Origin of the sequence: Enterobacter sp. 237C8, assembly GCF_034106865.1 — a bacterium.
GTDB lineage: Bacteria > Pseudomonadota > Gammaproteobacteria > Enterobacterales > Enterobacteriaceae > Enterobacter > Enterobacter asburiae_B.
Window position 1 is genome coordinate 162,134 of record NZ_JAWNDF010000001.1, and the last position, 15,727, is coordinate 177,860.

Consider the following 15,727-nt stretch of genomic DNA (forward strand, 5'->3'; position numbering starts at 1 on the left):
GAGGGTCAGGGTGAGGGCATCAGGCCGCACACAATCACCCGCGATTACGCATTACCCCTTCCTGCACCGTAGACGCGACCAGCACGCCATCCTGAGTATAAAACTCCCCGCGCACAAACCCTCGCGCGCTCGACGCTGAGGTACTCTCCACGCTGTAAAGCAGCCACTCATTCATGTTGAACGGACGGTGGAACCACATGGAGTGATCGATCGTCGCGACCTGCATCCCTTTTTCCAGGAAACCAACCCCGTGCGGCTGCAGCGCCACCGGCAGGAAGTTGAAATCTGACGCATAGCCGAGCAGATACTGATGCACGCGGAAATCTTCCGGCACGGTCCCGTTGGCACGGATCCAGACCTGGCGTTTCGGTTCGGCAGCATGGCCTTTCATCGGGTTGTGGAACTCAACCGGGCGGATCTCCAGAGGCTTATCGCAGAGAAATTTCTCTTTGACCTGCGGCGGAAGCAGATGCGCCAGCGCGCGGGCGATATCCGTCTCTGATTTTAAAGAGTCGGGCGACGGAGCCGGGGGCATCACTTTTTGATGCTCGTAGCCGGATTCCGGCGCCTGGAAAGAGGCGGTCATGTAAAAGATCGGCTTGCCGTTCTGAATAGCTGCTACGCGGCGCGCGCTGAAGCTGTTGCCGTCTCGCAGGACTTCAACGTCATACACAATCGGTTTTGCGCTATCGCCAGGGCGTAAGAAGTAGCTGTGGAACGAATGCACCAGACGGTCTGCCGGGACAGTCTCCTTTGCTGCGTACAGAGCTTGTCCAACGACTTGCCCCCCGAAGACCTGGCGTAAGCCGAGATCTTCGCTCTGTCCGCGAAAGAGTCCTTCCTCAATTTTTTCCAGATTCAGTAATGTCAGCAGATTGTTCAGTGCCTGACTCATAGTTGTCCTCAATAAACGCCGTAGCGAAAGATAGGCAGAGTATAACGCAGAAATGAAAGTGGTCCGATGGGTAGAATAATCTGAATATCGGCACGTTTTCAGGCATAAATCGGTGATCTGTGCCACACTTGAATACGTTATGTGATTGAAACGACATCGGATGGGATCGATCCCGCTGGTGCATTGATAAGGAGACTTCAATGAAACTCGTGCCCATGCTAAGTGGTGTAGCTATTGCGGTGGCGTTGTCCGCCTGTGCCGGTAAAAGCGCCCAAGTGCCAGTACCAGCAGCCGACCCGAACGGGATTAATACCCTTTCACAGCAATCCATTCAGCAGCCTAATGTTTCCGGTACCATCTGGATTAAACAGAAAGTGGCGTTGCCGCCGGATGCGGTATTAACCGTAACGCTGTCTGATGCTTCTCTGGCCGACGCGCCGTCGAAAGTCGTTGCCCAGCGTGCCGTTCGTACTGAAGGCAAGCAGGCGCCGTTTAGCTTCGTATTGCCGTATAACCCGTCGGACGTGCAGCCTAACGCCCGTATCCTGCTGAGCGCAGCGGTAACCATCAACGGCAAGCTGGTCTTTATCACCGATACGGTCCAGGAAGCGATCAACAACGGTGGGACAAAAATCGATCTGAACCTGGTGCCGGTGCAGCAGACCGAAGTGCCGGTCGCACCGCAGACCAATCAGCCGTCTCTGCCAACTCCACCGACTCAGATGTAATTTCTGCATTTCCCCTCTCCTCCGGGAGAGGGGTCAATATACCCAGCGAAACTTCTGCAAATCGATCTGACCCGACCCTGACACCTGCACACCCTCTGAAAGTAACGCCTGACGCTGACGCTGAAGATCCGGCCCGGTGAGTGAAATGGCGCCATGACGGTTCACCACCCGATGCCAGGGCAGCGTACTGCCTTCCGGCAGCCGTTTCAGGACGCCTCCAACCTGTCGCGCCGCGCGCGGGGAACCGGCCAGACGCGCGACATCACCATAGGTGGTGACGTAGCCTTCCGGGATTGAGGCCACGATTTGCCATACGCGCTGTGGAAAGGAGTCGTGTTCGTCCATACCTTTACCTGTGGGGAGTTTCTGGAAAGCTATGGTAAACGAAGATCTTCATGATTGCTGCGCCTGTTTGCGCAAGAAACCAGCATCCGGTTGCTGGTCGCTTGCAATTGGGCTTTAGCACAGGGATAATGCGCCAGCGCGTTGGTTATCAACGCTCTCAATGGGGGCTCTGTTGGTTCTCCCGCAACGCTACTCTGTTCACCAGGTCAGGTCCGGAAGGAAGCAGCCAGGGCAGACGACGTGTGTGCCGGGATGTAGCTGGCAGGGCCCCCACCCATTTGTGACCTCCTAAGATTCTTCAGCTTCACCTCTCCCTCAAAGCATTACTCCACAATAAAACTACGCCTGTATCGTGTAATATATATTTCATTGCACTGAAATATTATTGTCATAAACCTGTAATAATAGACTGTCATTTTATAATCGGACGGTTATTTTCTTCCATAACTCAAAAAAATATATATCTGGATAACATTGTTAAGTTCGTGTATTAAATAAAGTACTTATTCCGAAGGGAAGTGACAAACATGGCTACAGCGGTATTAAACGTTAAGATTGATGACGCGCTAAAAGAAAGACTTCGCCACTATGCGGAAGTCAATAACGAGAATTTAAGCGTGACGACAGAGAAACTGCTGCTGCTGGCGTTCGAAGCAGTAGAAGAGGCGGGAGTATCGGAAGAGGATATTGATAATCAGCATACGGAAGAAGAGAGTGTTTCTCCTTTTACTCCTAAAGAAATCAAGGCTCTACGTAAACTTCTGAAGAAGAGAAAATGAAACAACAACTGTCAACCGCCAGTGACTACAACGAGGCCTGCGATCTGTTGCGTTCAGGCTACGTGAAGCATGTACGTCTTGGCTGGAATGTTGGAAGCGATGAGTTCTTTCGTATTGCGTCTGACTGGTGTGATACCGGTGCAAAAATAAAGAAAGACGGTGATAACTTCGTTATTTCACTAAAAGGCTTTCCTATTCCTCCTCAGCATTAAACCCTGACCAGTGAAAACTGCTGACTGCATATATTACAGTCAGCAGTTTTTATTTTATGATCTGCTTCAAATATTTAAATATCAGATCACGCTGCGTTTTAACGATGGCACGTTTTTATTCAGGGCGAGCCATAACGGTTTGATCCTAAGCAACGCCTGCTCAAGCTCTGTCGATTCCAGCGAGAAGGGCATACGTAAATAGCGGTCAAACGCCCCCGATAAACCAAATCGCGTCCCGGTTCCCAGGTTAATCCCGATTATTTCTGCCCGCGCGGCAAGCTGTGTCGCCAGCATGCCCGGAAGCTCTATCCAGTAAGAGAGCCCGCCTTCCGCCTCGTGGAATTTCCACTCCGGGAAATGTTCGCGCAGCAGGTCACCACATCGATCGCGCCGTTCCGCCAGCATCTTCCGGCGTGCGGGCAGAAACGTCTCGCTGTTGTTAATGAGCCACCGCATTGCCAGCTGTTCGAGCAGCGGCGAGCCTAAATCCAGAGTATCCCGCGTCTGGGCAAGGGTGGCGATGATGCGCGATGAGGCACGGATCCAGCCGAGACGCAGCCCGCCCCAGAAGCTTTTTCCGGCAGAGCCTAAGGTGATGACGGTGGCCTGCGGGTTAAAGGCGGCCAGCGGTGGCGGGGGAGGCGCAGCAAACCAGAGATCCACCATCGTTTCATCCACCACCAGCGCCGTGCGGGTTTGGGCTGCAATATCCGTGATGGCCCGACGGGTGGCGATATCCATACAGCGCCCGGTCGGATTATGAAAATCTGGCATCAGGTAGGCCAGGCGCGGCGCCGTCTGGGCAAGCGTTGCGGCAAAGCCATCCGTATCCCAGCCGGTTTCCGGCAGCGACACCCCGACTGGCCGACACTGCGCCCCCTGAATGGCGGCAATCGCCAGCGGATAGGTGGGGTGATCGACCACGACGCGGTCCCCCGGCCCGGTCATCATCCGCAGCACCAGCGCAAAGCCGCTGACGGCGCCATTGACCACCATCACTTCGTCTGCGCGGGTGGGAAGACCCCGCGCGGTATAGCGCGCAGCGATGGCCTCCCGCAGCGTCGGTAGCCCCAGCTGATCGTAGCCCGTCAGCGAGAGATGCGGGGTAATGGCCGTGAGCGCATGGGCATAAGCCTGATGGATCTCCGGCCCGGCATTCAGGGCGGCAGTGGAGAGATCCAGTGCGGCGCTCGCCGCGGAAAGGGTGGGAACGGCGCGCGTGTCCGGGAGAATGACCCGCGACCCGCTGCCGTGGCGGCTTTCAAGGTACCCCTCTTCACGCAGGTGGGCGAGCGCGCTGCTGATGGTGGTTCGGCTCACGTCCAGCGCTGTGGCCAGCTCACGCTCGCCCGGCAGCCGCGTATTCAGTGCCAGACGTCCATCAAGGATTAACAGACGCAGCGCGTCGGCCAGCTGTCGCCAGAGCGGGGTGCGGGATGAGGCTTGCTGCCAGTGGCCTAAAAGGCGTACCAGAGACTGGCTTCCGAAGCGACGTGATGACATATGCAGTCCACTATTTGAAAACTGGACATTAATCATAGTGCCATTTTAGGTCAGGATGAAAGCATGGTTCACTGGAGAAGATAAAAATGGTACGTCGTCTGCTACAACTCTATGTCGGTTTAGGACTGTATGGCCTTTCCACCGCAATGTTTATTCGTTCCGATTTGGGTGTCGATCCCTGGGATGTGTTTCACCTCGGGGTGGGGATGCAGCTGGGGATGACTATCGGGACGGTGATCATTGTGACCGGCGCGGCGGTGCTGCTGCTGTGGATCCCGCTGCGCCAGATGCCGGGGCTTGGCACGATCAGCAACGTGATTTGTATCGGCCTGGCGGCGGACGCCAGCATGGCGCTTATCCCGGAGCTGGATTCGTTACCCGTTCGAATTGCTTTCCTGGTGTCGGGCATCGTGATGAACGCGATTGCGACCAGCATGTACATCGGGGCCGGTTTCGGGCCAGGCCCGCGCGACGGCCTGATGACCGGCATTCACGCCCGACTGGGGTGGTCCATTCGCAGCGTGCGTACCTCAATTGAGGTGTCCGTTCTGCTGATTGGGTGCGTGCTTGGCGGCACGTTTGGGGTGGGAACCGTACTGTATGCACTGACCATTGGCCCGCTTATCCAGCTCTGCCTGCCCTGGTTCCGCCAGAAGCCGCGCATTGCGGAAATAGTCCAGCCGGAGCGGGTTGTTTAATTTTGCGAAGCGCTCACATGTTTTAACGGCGTCGCTGTGCCAGAATAGACGCTTCGAAAATCGCGATGCCAGAAAGCATGAAAGCAATCACTCTCTATGATGTCGCCCTCCTTGCGGGGGTTTCTTATCAGACCGTTTCCCGCGTCATTAACGACGCGGAACATGTGTCTGCCCGCACGCGAGAAAAGGTGCAGCAGGCGATGGCGGAGCTGCACTACGTTCCTAACCTTCGGGCGCAGCAGCTGGCGGGAAAACGCACCCGTACGCTGGGCCTCATCACCACCGACCTGGCCCTGCACGCGCCTTCGCAAATTGTGTCGGCGGTCAAATCGCGTGCGGCGGAACAGGGGGCGAGCGTCCTTATCTCCATGGTGGAGCAACCCCAGCAGTGTCAGGCCGCGCTTCAGGCGCTGCTGGCACAGCGGGTGGACGCGCTGCTGGTGAATGTGCCGCTTGACGATCCGCACGCCGAAGAGCTCGGGGTGCTGGCGTCGCCCGTCCCGGTGCTGTTCCTCGATGTGGCGCCCTCAGCGCGGGTAAACAGCCTCGTGTTTAACGCGGAGCAGGGGGCGCGTCTGGGCGTTGAGCATCTGCTTTCTCTGGGGCATCAGCGCATTGCCCTGCTGAGCGGGCCGGAAAGCTCGGTCTCTGCGCGGGCGCGCCTGGCGAGCTGGAAAGCGACGCTGGCGCTGGCGGGTCTTAACGCGACGGCTGTGGCCTACGGTGACTGGAGCGCGGCCAGCGGTTATGAGAAGGGACACGTGCTGCTGTCGGGTGCGGCATTACCGGACGCGATTCTGGTGGCGAACGATCAGATGGCGCTCGGGGCGATGCGCGCCTGCGCGGAAAAAGGGATCGCGATCCCTGGCCAGCTTTCGGTGGTAGGGTTTGACGATACGGCCGACAGCGCCTGGTTTTCCCCGCCGCTGACAACCATTCGTCAGGCGTTTCGCGAGGCGGGCGAACGCAGCGTGGAGTGGCTGCTGGCGCCTTCCGGGGGCGAAGCGTGCCGGCAGGTTCAGCTGCCGGTGACGCTGGTTACCCGTCATTCCAGCGCACGGCGCAACCCTAAGCAGGCCGAACGCGAGGATCTGGCGCAGCAGCTCAGAAGTCTGGCACTGCTTGCCGAGCAGATTGCCCGCAAATAAAACTTTGTGATCGGACTCGCTACCCCGCGATTGAACGCTTTACCGTTGTCGGGTGCCAGGGCATGTTAACTAAAATTGTGAGCGCTTCGCAAAGAGGTTATTATGTCCACCACTTCACCGCTGACCCTCAGCGCCATTCTGGCCCGTCGGGACTGGGAAAATCCTGGCGTCACCCAGTGGAACCGTCTGGCCGCACACGCGCCGTTACACAGCTGGCGCAATGAACCCTCTGCCAGAGAGGACGCTGGATCCATCAGCAGGCACTCTCTGAACGGAGTGTGGCGGTTTAGCTACTTTACCGCGCCGGAGCAGGTTCCTCAGGCATGGGTAACCGAAGATTGCGCCGATGCCGTTGCGATGCCCGTGCCGTCTAACTGGCAGATGCAGGGGTTCGACACGCCCATCTATACCAATGTCACCTATCCTATTCGCGTTAACCCGCCTTTCGTGCCGCAGGAAAACCCGACCGGTTGTTACTCGCTCACATTTGAGGTGGATGACGCCTGGCTTCGAAGCGGGCAGACCCGCATCATCTTCGACGGTGTGAACTCGGCGTTCCATCTCTGGTGCAACGGGCAGTGGATGGGCTATTCCCAGGACAGCCGATTGCCCGCCGAATTTGACCTCTCGACGGCCTTGCGCCCCGGGCAGAACCGGCTGGCGGTCATGGTATTGCGCTGGTGCGACGGCAGCTATCTGGAAGATCAGGACATGTGGCGCATGAGCGGCATCTTCCGCGATGTGGCGCTGCTGCATAAACCCGAGACGCAGATTGCCGATTATCACGTGGTGACGGATCTGAATGCGGAGCTGGACCGCGCGGTGCTGAAGGTGGATGTCGCGCTGGCAGGCGCTGGCTTTGCAGACTGCGAGGTGGTCATGACCCTGTGGCGCACGGGTGAAAAATGCGCCAGCGTTTCCCGGCGTCCAGGATCTGCCATCGTCGACGAGCGCGGCAGCTGGGCAGAGCGCTTAACGGCGGCGATCCCTGTTGACCAGCCCGCGCTCTGGAGCGCTGAAACGCCAGAACTGTATCGCCTGACGATTGCGCTTCTTAACCCTCAGGGTGAGGTGCTGGAGGTTGAGGCGTGCGACGTGGGCTTCCGCCGCGTTGAGATCGGCAATGGCCTGCTGAAGCTTAACGGTAAACCGCTGCTGATCCGCGGGGTTAACCGGCACGAGCATCATCCGGAAAACGGCCAGGTGATGGACGAAGCGACCATGCGCCGCGATATCGAAATCATGAAGCAGCACAACTTCAACGCCGTGCGCTGCTCGCACTATCCGAACCATCCCATGTGGTACCGGCTTTGCGACCGCTACGGGCTGTACGTCGTTGACGAAGCCAATATCGAAACGCACGGCATGGTGCCGATGAGCCGCCTTGCTGACGATCCGCGCTGGCTGCCCGCCATGAGCGAACGCGTGACCCGCATGGTGCAGCGCGATCGTAATCATCCCTCGGTTATCATCTGGTCTCTGGGCAATGAGTCGGGCCACGGCGCAAATCACGATGCGCTGTACCGCTGGCTGAAAACCACCGATCCTACGCGTCCGGTGCAGTATGAAGGCGGCGGCGCGAACACGGCGGCGACCGATATTGTCTGTCCGATGTACGCCCGGGTCGATCGGGATCAGCCCTTCCCGGCAGTGCCTAAATGGTCAATCAAGAAATGGATCAGCATGCCGGACGAAACGCGCCCGCTGATCCTCTGTGAATACGCCCACGCGATGGGAAATAGCTTTGGCGGGTTTGCGAAATACTGGGAAGCGTTTCGCAGCCATCCTCGCCTGCAGGGTGGGTTTGTCTGGGACTGGGTCGATCAGGCCCTGACGAAACGGGACGAAAAGGGCAACGCGTTCTGGGCCTACGGCGGAGACTTCGGCGATAAGCCGAACGATCGGCAGTTCTGTCTTAACGGGCTGGTGTTCCCCGATCGCTCGCCGCACCCGGCGCTGTTCGAGGCGCAGCGCGCCCAGCAGTTCTTTACCTTTACGCGGGTCAGCACCTCTCCGCTGGTGATTGAGGTGCAAAGCGGCTATCTGTTCCGCCACACCGATAACGAAGTGCTGAACTGGACGGTTGCCCGGGACGGGGACGTGCTGGCCGCGGGCGAGGTGACGCTCTCGATGGCGCCTGAAGGCACCCAGCGTCTGGAGATTGACCTGCCGGCGCTGAAAGCCGTGCCGGGTGAGGTCTGGCTGAACGTTGAAGTACGCCAGCCGCGGGCAACGCCGTGGTCTCCGGCTGACCACCGCTGCGCGTGGGAGCAGTGGCCGCTTCCGGCTCCCCTTTTTATTGCTCCGCCAGTCCCGGCGGGCGAGCCGCCGGTGTTAACGCAAAACGATCGCATCCTGGAGATCGCCCATCGTCAACAGCGCTGGCAGTTCGATCGCGCATCCGGACACCTGACTCAATGGTGGCGAAACGGCGTTGAAACGCTCCTTTCACCTCTGACGGATAACGTCAGCCGCGCGCCGCTGGATAACGACATTGGCGTGAGCGAGGCGACGCAGATCGATCCGAACGCCTGGGTTGAGCGCTGGAAAGCGTCGGGCATGTACGATCTCACCTCGCGCGTTCTGCACTGTGAGGCACAGCAGCACGCAGGCGACGTGGTGGTCACAACCCAGCACGTACTTGAGTATCGCGGCAAAGCCCTGTTCATGAGCCGTAAAGTCTGGCGGGTAGACGATCGGGGCGTTCTGCATGGCGATATTCAGGTCGATATGGCATCTGATATCCCTGAACCCGCGCGCGTTGGCCTGAGCGTTCATCTTGCCGAAACGCCGGAAAACGTTCACTGGCTGGGGCTGGGGCCGCATGAAAACTACCCGGACAGAAAGCTGGCGGCGCAGCAGGGTCGCTGGACATTACCTCTCGAGGCCATGCACACGCCGTATATCTTCCCGACGGAAAATGGTTTGCGCTGCGATACCCGGGAACTTGTGGTGGGAACGCATCAGCTGAACGGCCGGTTCCATTTCTCGGTGAGCCGCTACGGCCAGCAGCAGCTGCGTGAGACAACCCATCATCATCTGCTGCGCGAAGAGCCGGGATGCTGGCTCAATCTCGATGCGTTCCATATGGGCGTGGGCGGCGACGACTCCTGGAGCCCCAGCGTCTCTCCGGAATTCCTCCTGCAGACACGCCAGCTTCGCTATACCTTCAGCTGGCAGCAGAACCCTTAGCTGACCATGAAGATGCGGCCACAGAGCGTGGCCGCAGTCTTACGCCAGAATGCCGCTCAGGCCATGCAGGCTCATGTAAATCCCTACTACGGTAATCAGCGCAGCGGAGATCCACGGCGCTTTACGGGAGAATTCGCTAAACCCGGGCCAGCGTTTGGTCGCGTGCTTGAGGCTTAAGGCGGCAATCGCGCCGGAAGCGACCAGCGTTAACGCCAGACCAATGCTGAAGCTGAACACCAGCGTCGCGCCGAGGGCGAAATGCTTCAGCTGCAGGCAGATCAGCAGTACGGTGATGGACGCCGGGCAGGGGATAAGCCCGCCGGTCAGGCCAAACATCACGATCTGGCCGGTGGTGACGTTTTGACCGCTGAAGCGCCGGTTAATATCCTGCGCGTGAGCGCGCTGGTGGGCGTCCTGCCACTCTTCTTCAACCAGCGAGTGTTCGTGGTGATGATGATCATGATGGTGGTCATGGACATGGTCATGGTGGTGGTGGTGGTGATCATGGTCGTGATGATGATGATCGTGCGGCTGGCTCTCTTTCCAGGTTCGCCACGCCATCCACAGGGCGATCGCAACGATCAGCACCCCGGAAATCAGCTGGAACCAGGGTTCGGACGTGTGTGCATCCCAGCCCCGACCAAACCATAATCCCGCCATCGCAACGAGCCAGACCACCGCCGTATGGGAGAGCGTTGCCGCCAGGCCGAGCAGCACCGCCTGTTTCAGCGTGCCTCGGATGGCAACAATAAAGGCGGCCATCATTGTTTTTGAATGGCCCGGTTCCAGGCCATGTAGCGCACCGAGCAGGATAGCGCTGGGAACAAACAGCCAGGCGTTGCCCTGCTGAAGGAGTGAAGCAAAATCGGTCATGGGAAATTCCGGAGTGGAAAGCGTGCGGAGATACTACTCCCCCCCAGTAGCGTAATACTACCCCCCAGTAGAAAAATACTCAGGGGGAGTAGAGCGTGATATGCTTTAAAAGCCAAAAAATAAGGGAGACAGAGATGTCACATACCGTTCGAGACAAGAAGATGTTACTGACTCGCCTGAAGAAAATTCAGGGGCAGAGCACCGCGCTGGAGAAAATGCTCAACAGCGATCACGAATGCGCCGAGGTGTTACAGCAGCTGGCGGCGATCCGCGGGGCGGTGAATGGCATGATGATGCAGGTGATCGAAGGGCATTTAACCGATCATGTGGTGAAAGAGCCTGAAGAAGCGCAGCGTGAAGCCGATCTTGGCGTGGTGTTGCGGGTGATGAAATCCTATCTTAAGTAGAATACATGCCGAGGTTATTTTCTGCCCAGAGAATAAATTCCGTTTTTGGCAGCGCTTTGCTGTAGTACCACCCCTGCCCGTACTGCACGCCGTGTTGGTGCAGCCAGGCGAGCTGCCCTGCGGTTTCGACGCCCTCCGCCACCATCGCCAGCTTCAGCGACTTCGCTATTTCAATGATGTGCGGCGTCACGTTTTTATACTCCAGCGCATCCACGAACGATTTATCAATTTTTAGCGTGTCGACGTCCAGATCCTGCAGATAGCTCAGGCTGGAATAGCCCGTGCCAAAATCATCTATATAAACAGGGTGGCCCGAACGACGAAATGCGGCGATAGCCGGTGCGCTAATTTTGGGGTCGGCAAAGCCGCGCTCGGTGAGCTCAAGGGCGATTTGTCGGGGATGGATTTGCCACTTATTCAGGAGCTGACTCAACAGAGGCGGCAGGATGCCGGAGGTTAAATCGGCAGGGGCGAGGTTAATGGAGATATGCTGATCCGGATAGCGTTGCAGCCAGTGGCCCATATCTTCAAACACCTTTTCGATGACTAACTGCGTCAGCTTCGAGATGAGCCCCGTTTGCTCGGCAAAGGGGACAAAAATATCCGGCGAGAGGCAGCTTCCGTCCGGCTGTGGCCAGCGCGTCAGCGCCTCAGCGCCCACAATTTTTCCGCTACAGAGCGCCACGATGGGCTGATAGTGGACCACAAAATCCCGGCTGTTAATGGCGTCAAGCAGGCGATTGCGCGGCGACTGGATACGCCGCAGGATCCGCAGGACAAACAGTGCGGCGAGCAGGCTTATCAACATGCCGAACGGTAACCAGAAAAGAAGCTGCCGGTGCCAGGTTTCAGCCAGCGGTTTGAGCGTTGCCCATGCGACAACGGTAAACCCAAGCTCAGGTACAGACTTCATGACGTACATTGAACCGTTGTACTGCACGCTTTTCACACCCCGCTCCTGAACCATGTCGCGGATGTGAGAGTCGAGCTTGCTGCTGCTGGCAAATATGCGGTGCGTTGCGCTTCCTACCAGGGCGGCATCAATCGCTATCTCGCCGAAAGGGATCACGTCCACCAGCGAGGCAGGATCGATCATGACAAGGTAGTGGCCTTTTCCCAGCACCGTCATGTAGCGGTTAAACCCAAGATCGTTTTGCGTTGTCAGCCACGCGCTGTAACCATCTTCGGTAATGCGCATTGGAGGAGGGAAAGGGGACGCGTGACTGGTTTGCTCCAGGGAGGAGCAGAGCGGTCGAAGATTGTCGATATAAATCACTTCCTGGACATATCGCCACGAGAAAGCGACCCGGCGCATTTCCCGCAATTGCAAGGGGCTACACGGCACGCCCTCAAAGGCCTGCAGGTGATCGAGCGCTTCTTTTGCCTGATCCACAACCCTGTCGGTGCGTACCAGCACGCGGGAGGCATAGTTATCCAGCGCATCGGCGAATTTATCTTCCGCCTGGCGATGGGCCAGCCAGATGCTCAGGCAAATGGGGACCAGCACAGAAAAGATAAGTACGCCAGTCACCAGACTGACCAGATGTCGGGTTTTCATGCTGTCGTGTCCTTCCTCGTATACCCGTTCCTGGGCATTGAGTTCCCTGCCTGAAGAGAAAGATTTTACCGCGAAATGATATAGTTATAGCACGTGGTTGGCATGGTTTTCATTTTATCTCAGGCATACGAGAAATTATCGTCAGAAGAGAGGGGTTGTTTTTTCAACCTCGCCTGGATATTATTTTGTTATGTTATAACAAAACATAAAGGATTTGCGATGAAACCCAATATCCACCCAGCCTATCGCACCGTGGTATTCCACGACACCAGCGCTAATGAATACTTTAAAGTCGGCTCAACCATTAAAACCGACCGCGAAATTGAACTCGACGGTGAAACGTATCCGTACATCACCATTGAGGTTTCTTCAAAATCGCACCCGTTTTATACCGGTAAGCAGAAAACGTTCTCCACGGACGGCAGCGCAGCGCGCTTCCGCAAGCGTTTTGGCGGTTTTCTCAATGCGAAGCGGGGCTAATCATGCAGGTACTTAACTCATTACGCAGTGCAAAGCAGCGTCACCCGGATTGCCAGATTGTCAAACGCAAGGGACGCTTATACGTGATTTGCAAATCTAATCCGCGCTTTAAGGCGGTTCAGGGACGTAAAAAAAGACGCTAAACGCGCGTTTCTCGCCAGCTTTCCAGGGATCTAATCTGTTTGCCATCGGCGGTAAAATTGTCGGTGGCAAGCCAGCTTTCAAAGGCGCTCGCCAGCGCCGGCCACTCTTTGTCGAGAATCGAAAACCAGTCGGTATCCCGGTTACGGCCTTTTATGACCAGCGCCTGACGAAAGCGCCCCTCAAACTGAAAGCCCAGACGCAGCGCCGCTTTACGGGAAGGCTCGTTCAGGCTATTGCACTTCCATTCATAACGCCGGTACCCCAGGGTATCGAACACGTATCGCATCAGCAGATACTGCGCTTCTGTCGACCCTGGCGTGCGGCTTAACAGAGGAGAGAAGTGAACGTGCCCCACTTCCACGACCCCGTTTTTAGGATCGATCCGCATCAGGGACAGCGTCCCGACAGGAGACTGGGTCCGGTTATCCATAACGGTAAAGTGGATGGGATCGGATAACTCACTTACGCTCGCCACCCAGTCGGCAAACTCCTCTGCGGTGGCATCGGGTTCACGCAGCAGCCACGTCCAGCTGCGGGTATCTTCAGCCAGGGAATAGGCGGAGAACAACGCGTGGGCATGCTCCACGCGCAGCGGCTCAAGCCGACAATAGTGACCCTGAAGGACCACCCGGGACGGGTGCTGACGAGGCTGCCAGTCGATAAGGGCTTCGCCTACAGGTTGTCCAAACTCGTTGAATGTATTCATCTTTATTTCCATGACGTTGAAAAGATCTCCAGATTAGTGAATTGCTGGTTCCTTAAAAAGAACCACCAGGCTATGTTTTTCTGGTACCACAAGGAGGGAAGATGAATATACCGGGTGATGAGCTTTACACTTTGCTCCATGCTGCGCTGAAAAAGCGTGGGCAGGAGACGCTTCAGCGCGCGCTCTATCTTGCTTTGCGGGAGGCCATACTGGGCGGAAGGCTTCGGTCCGGCAGCCAACTGCCCGGTTCGCGAACGCTGGCGCAGCAGATCTCGGTTTCCCGAAACACCGTCAATGCGGCGCTGGACCAGCTCACGCTCGAAGGTTATTTACTGCGTAACCGTCAGGGAACGCGGGTGGGGCAATTCGCTCAGCGTACGATTGCCCGGGCATTGCCGGATCCTGACATCAGGCTGACAAAACGGGTCGCCCTGCTGCCCGCGCCCGTGCCGCGCGACACCCCGGTGATGGCGTTTACGCCGGGAACGCCAGCCATTAACTATTTCCCCTTGCCGCTGTGGCGGCGATTGTACGATCGCGTCCTGCGCGAGGAGGGAAGTGCCCTGTTAGGCTATGGCGACCCGGCCGGCGAGCCGTCGCTGCGTGCCGCGATTGCCCGGCATCTCGCCCTGTCCCGCGGTATCGACTGCGACGCCAGCCAGATTGTGATAACCGAAGGGGCGCTTGAAGGCGTCAACCTCTGCACGATGCTGTTAAGCGAGCCTGGCGATGTCGCCTGGGTAGAAAACCCCGGCTATAGCGGGGCAAAGAGTGCGTTTGTTAAAACTGGCCTGGCAATGACGGGAATACCGGTAGATGACGAGGGAATGTGCTGGGAAGGGTTGAATTCGCCCGCTCCTTCACTGATTTTTACCTCACCTTCGCATCAGTTCCCTTACGGGAGCGTGCTCAGCGCGCGGCGGCGGCTGGCGCTGCTGGAGCTGGCCCGGCAGCACAACGCGTGGATCATTGAAGACGATTACGACAGCGAGTTCCGCTATGCCGGTGAGCCCGTACCGGCGATGCTGGGAATGGTCAACAATGCGCCCGTTGTGTATCTGGGGACGTTCAGTAAAACGCTGTTTCCCTCGCTCAGAATGGGGTTCATGGTGCTACCGCCAGCGCTGGCGAAAGCGGCTCGCCCGGCCATCGGCTCGCTGTTGCGCGGAGGGCATCGTGCGGAGCAGCGTACCCTGGCGCTGTTTATTGAAGAAGGTTATTACGCACGTCATCTTGCCGCCATGCGTCGGCTCTACCGTAAACGCTACCGCCAGCTGCGGGAGGTGCTGGGCGCAGAGCTTTATTCTCCGCACCGCATTCTGGCAGGCGAAGGGGGAATGCATCTGACGCTGGCGATAGACGGTATTGACGACCAGAAGCTGGTGGAGCAGGCGAGGGCGTTTCAGCTGGCACCCGCTGCGCTGAGCGGGTACTACCTGGAGGCGAAGCAGGGGCAAACCGGTCTGGTTTTAGGTTACGGCAATACCTCTGCTTCTCAGTTTGCGCCGGGGATCCGACGCCTGCAGGCGTTAATTACGCAGCAGCAGGGCGGGAAAGGGTAAAGACATCATAGAAAGAGAGCTGGCCTTTGGTGGAGACCATTTTCTGCAGCTTCTCTTTTTGCCCGGCTTCAACCGCCGGAGAGTGCATGATGTTTTCGATCAGCTCCTCTGGCACGTAACGCGTGTTGTACCATTCGCCGTTATAGCAGACCCGGAAATCGAGCACGTCGATATCTTCGTAACGGTAGCGCGGATTCACGTCGAAAAAGAAAAAGGCGTTAAAGACGACAAACAGTACAACCAGCAGCCAGACGGAGTCCACCAGCGTTTCGGACTTCAGCATCACAATAAGCGTCGCCAGCCAGGCGGCATACATGGCGACAAACAGTCCAGGATGTTTGCGAATAAAGCTAATGCTAAAGCGCGGGCGATTGTCGCGCTTTTCGCGGAGGTTGAGATCGTCGATGGTGGCGGTAAGCAGGCGCTGTATCTCGGTCATTTTTTGCCTTCATAAGAGTTGACAATACAGGGGGTCTGCCAATTCTAGGGGAGCCATC

Annotated in this window: 16 protein-coding genes, 1 other RNA gene and 1 pseudogene; 11 read left to right on the forward strand and 7 right to left on the reverse strand. The window is 57.5% G+C overall.

The features are described from left to right. Positions 1-34: 34 nt before the first annotated feature. A complete protein-coding gene (tesB, locus tag USF70_RS00795; RefSeq protein ID WP_320735169.1) occupies positions 35-895 on the reverse strand; it encodes an acyl-CoA thioesterase II in 861 nt (286 codons plus the stop codon). A 200-nt stretch (positions 896-1,095) separates the two neighbouring features. On the opposite strand from tesB, the gene USF70_RS00800 reads away from it, so the two are divergent. Beyond that, positions 1,096-1,623 (forward strand): YbaY family lipoprotein, encoded by a 528-nt coding sequence (locus USF70_RS00800; protein ID WP_008503301.1) that lies wholly within the window; start codon positions 1,096-1,098, stop codon positions 1,621-1,623. Positions 1,624-1,656: 33 nt separating this feature from the next. On the opposite strand, the pseudogene USF70_RS00805 reads toward USF70_RS00800, so the two are convergent. Next, a pseudogene (locus USF70_RS00805) lies at positions 1,657-2,054 on the reverse strand (MGMT family protein). Positions 2,055-2,138: 84 nt separating this feature from the next. On the opposite strand from USF70_RS00805, the gene ffs reads away from it, so the two are divergent. From ffs to USF70_RS00820, 3 genes are all read left to right on the forward strand, one after another. Further along, an RNA gene (gene ffs, locus USF70_RS00810) (signal recognition particle sRNA small type) lies at positions 2,139-2,235 on the forward strand. 260 nt (positions 2,236-2,495) lie between these two features. Next, complete coding sequence (locus USF70_RS00815; RefSeq protein WP_023310587.1) at positions 2,496-2,747, forward strand: hypothetical protein; 252 nt, start codon at positions 2,496-2,498, stop codon at positions 2,745-2,747. Then, entirely contained in the window at positions 2,744-2,959 is a 216-nt protein-coding gene (locus USF70_RS00820; RefSeq protein ID WP_023310588.1) for a hypothetical protein, read from the forward strand. The genes USF70_RS00815 and USF70_RS00820 overlap by 4 nt, the downstream gene beginning before the upstream one ends. Before the next feature lie 81 nt (positions 2,960-3,040). Here the strand turns inward: USF70_RS00820 and USF70_RS00825 are convergent, their stop codons facing one another. After that, complete coding sequence (locus USF70_RS00825) at positions 3,041-4,462, reverse strand: PLP-dependent aminotransferase family protein (RefSeq protein WP_232938498.1); 1,422 nt, start codon at positions 4,460-4,462, stop codon at positions 3,041-3,043. A gap of 86 nt (positions 4,463-4,548) precedes the next feature. Here USF70_RS00825 and USF70_RS00830 point away from each other — a divergent pair, with 86 nt between their 5' ends. The 3 genes from USF70_RS00830 (at position 4,549) to USF70_RS00840 (ending at position 9,500) form a co-directional block, all read left to right on the forward strand. Further along, the gene (locus tag USF70_RS00830; protein ID WP_069303744.1) at positions 4,549-5,160 is read left to right on the forward strand and encodes a YczE/YyaS/YitT family protein; all 612 of its coding nucleotides are present in this window, start codon (positions 4,549-4,551) and stop codon (positions 5,158-5,160) included. A gap of 77 nt (positions 5,161-5,237) precedes the next feature. Continuing rightward, the gene (locus USF70_RS00835) at positions 5,238-6,308 is read left to right on the forward strand and encodes a LacI family DNA-binding transcriptional regulator (RefSeq protein ID WP_320735170.1); all 1,071 of its coding nucleotides are present in this window, start codon (positions 5,238-5,240) and stop codon (positions 6,306-6,308) included. Between the two features lie 102 nt (positions 6,309-6,410). Further along, positions 6,411-9,500 (forward strand): beta-galactosidase, encoded by a 3,090-nt coding sequence (locus tag USF70_RS00840; protein WP_232938496.1) that lies wholly within the window; start codon positions 6,411-6,413, stop codon positions 9,498-9,500. Positions 9,501-9,539: 39 nt separating this feature from the next. Here USF70_RS00840 and USF70_RS00845 read toward each other — a convergent pair whose 3' ends face one another. Next, positions 9,540-10,373 (reverse strand): nickel/cobalt efflux protein RcnA, encoded by an 834-nt coding sequence (locus tag USF70_RS00845; protein WP_232938494.1) that lies wholly within the window; start codon positions 10,371-10,373, stop codon positions 9,540-9,542. Between the two features lie 134 nt (positions 10,374-10,507). Here USF70_RS00845 and USF70_RS00850 point away from each other — a divergent pair, with 134 nt between their 5' ends. Continuing rightward, a complete protein-coding gene (locus USF70_RS00850) occupies positions 10,508-10,780 on the forward strand; it encodes a metal-sensing transcriptional repressor (RefSeq protein ID WP_023310594.1) in 273 nt (90 codons plus the stop codon). On the opposite strand, the gene USF70_RS00855 is transcribed toward USF70_RS00850, so the two are convergent. Then, complete coding sequence (locus tag USF70_RS00855; RefSeq protein WP_320735171.1) at positions 10,773-12,338, reverse strand: EAL domain-containing protein; 1,566 nt, start codon at positions 12,336-12,338, stop codon at positions 10,773-10,775. The genes USF70_RS00850 and USF70_RS00855 overlap by 8 nt on opposite strands. Before the next feature lie 219 nt (positions 12,339-12,557). Here USF70_RS00855 and USF70_RS00860 point away from each other — a divergent pair, with 219 nt between their 5' ends. Together USF70_RS00860 and ykgO are read left to right on the forward strand one after the other, a co-directional pair. Further along, positions 12,558-12,818 carry a type B 50S ribosomal protein L31 gene (locus tag USF70_RS00860; RefSeq protein WP_006176933.1) on the forward strand — a complete coding sequence of 87 codons (261 nt, stop codon included), beginning with the start codon at positions 12,558-12,560 and terminating at the stop codon, positions 12,816-12,818. 2 nt (positions 12,819-12,820) lie between these two features. Then, on the forward strand, positions 12,821-12,961 hold the full coding sequence (ykgO, locus tag USF70_RS00865) for a type B 50S ribosomal protein L36 (protein ID WP_003859006.1): 141 nt from the start codon (positions 12,821-12,823) through the stop codon (positions 12,959-12,961). Here ykgO and USF70_RS00870 read toward each other — a convergent pair. Continuing rightward, on the reverse strand, positions 12,958-13,668 hold the full coding sequence (locus USF70_RS00870; protein WP_221702704.1) for a GNAT family N-acetyltransferase: 711 nt from the start codon (positions 13,666-13,668) through the stop codon (positions 12,958-12,960). The genes ykgO and USF70_RS00870 overlap by 4 nt on opposite strands. A gap of 101 nt (positions 13,669-13,769) precedes the next feature. Here USF70_RS00870 and USF70_RS00875 point away from each other — a divergent pair, with 101 nt between their 5' ends. Beyond that, positions 13,770-15,230 carry a PLP-dependent aminotransferase family protein gene (locus USF70_RS00875; protein ID WP_232938492.1) on the forward strand — a complete coding sequence of 487 codons (1,461 nt, stop codon included), beginning with the start codon at positions 13,770-13,772 and terminating at the stop codon, positions 15,228-15,230. On the opposite strand, the gene USF70_RS00880 is transcribed toward USF70_RS00875, so the two are convergent. After that, positions 15,202-15,669: a YlaC family protein gene (locus USF70_RS00880; protein WP_023310598.1), complete on the reverse strand. Its 468-nt coding sequence runs from the start codon at positions 15,667-15,669 to the stop codon at positions 15,202-15,204. The two genes, USF70_RS00875 and USF70_RS00880, sit on opposite strands and share 29 nt — an antisense overlap. Positions 15,670-15,727 lie beyond the last annotated feature (58 nt).

What these genes read in the sequence shown, in the direction of transcription:
- USF70_RS00875 (WP_232938492.1), top strand. Translation starts at nt 13,770, where the DNA reads ATGAATATACCGGGTGATGAGCTTTACACTTTGCTCCATGCTGCGCTG.
- ykgO (WP_003859006.1), top strand. Translation starts at nt 12,821, where the DNA reads ATGCAGGTACTTAACTCATTACGCAGTGCAAAGCAGCGTCACCCGGAT.
- USF70_RS00850 (WP_023310594.1), top strand. Translation starts at nt 10,508, where the DNA reads ATGTCACATACCGTTCGAGACAAGAAGATGTTACTGACTCGCCTGAAG.
- USF70_RS00855 (WP_320735171.1), bottom strand. Translation starts at nt 12,338, where the DNA reads ATGAAAACCCGACATCTGGTCAGTCTGGTGACTGGCGTACTTATCTTT.
- USF70_RS00830 (WP_069303744.1), top strand. Translation starts at nt 4,549, where the DNA reads ATGGTACGTCGTCTGCTACAACTCTATGTCGGTTTAGGACTGTATGGC.
- USF70_RS00860 (WP_006176933.1), top strand. Translation starts at nt 12,558, where the DNA reads ATGAAACCCAATATCCACCCAGCCTATCGCACCGTGGTATTCCACGAC.
- USF70_RS00880 (WP_023310598.1), bottom strand. Translation starts at nt 15,669, where the DNA reads ATGACCGAGATACAGCGCCTGCTTACCGCCACCATCGACGATCTCAAC.
- USF70_RS00825 (WP_232938498.1), bottom strand. Translation starts at nt 4,462, where the DNA reads ATGTCATCACGTCGCTTCGGAAGCCAGTCTCTGGTACGCCTTTTAGGC.
- USF70_RS00845 (WP_232938494.1), bottom strand. Translation starts at nt 10,373, where the DNA reads ATGACCGATTTTGCTTCACTCCTTCAGCAGGGCAACGCCTGGCTGTTT.
- USF70_RS00820 (WP_023310588.1), top strand. Translation starts at nt 2,744, where the DNA reads ATGAAACAACAACTGTCAACCGCCAGTGACTACAACGAGGCCTGCGAT.
- USF70_RS00870 (WP_221702704.1), bottom strand. Translation starts at nt 13,668, where the DNA reads ATGAATACATTCAACGAGTTTGGACAACCTGTAGGCGAAGCCCTTATC.
- tesB (WP_320735169.1), bottom strand. Translation starts at nt 895, where the DNA reads ATGAGTCAGGCACTGAACAATCTGCTGACATTACTGAATCTGGAAAAA.
- USF70_RS00835 (WP_320735170.1), top strand. Translation starts at nt 5,238, where the DNA reads ATGAAAGCAATCACTCTCTATGATGTCGCCCTCCTTGCGGGGGTTTCT.
- USF70_RS00840 (WP_232938496.1), top strand. Translation starts at nt 6,411, where the DNA reads ATGTCCACCACTTCACCGCTGACCCTCAGCGCCATTCTGGCCCGTCGG.
- USF70_RS00800 (WP_008503301.1), top strand. Translation starts at nt 1,096, where the DNA reads ATGAAACTCGTGCCCATGCTAAGTGGTGTAGCTATTGCGGTGGCGTTG.
- USF70_RS00815 (WP_023310587.1), top strand. Translation starts at nt 2,496, where the DNA reads ATGGCTACAGCGGTATTAAACGTTAAGATTGATGACGCGCTAAAAGAA.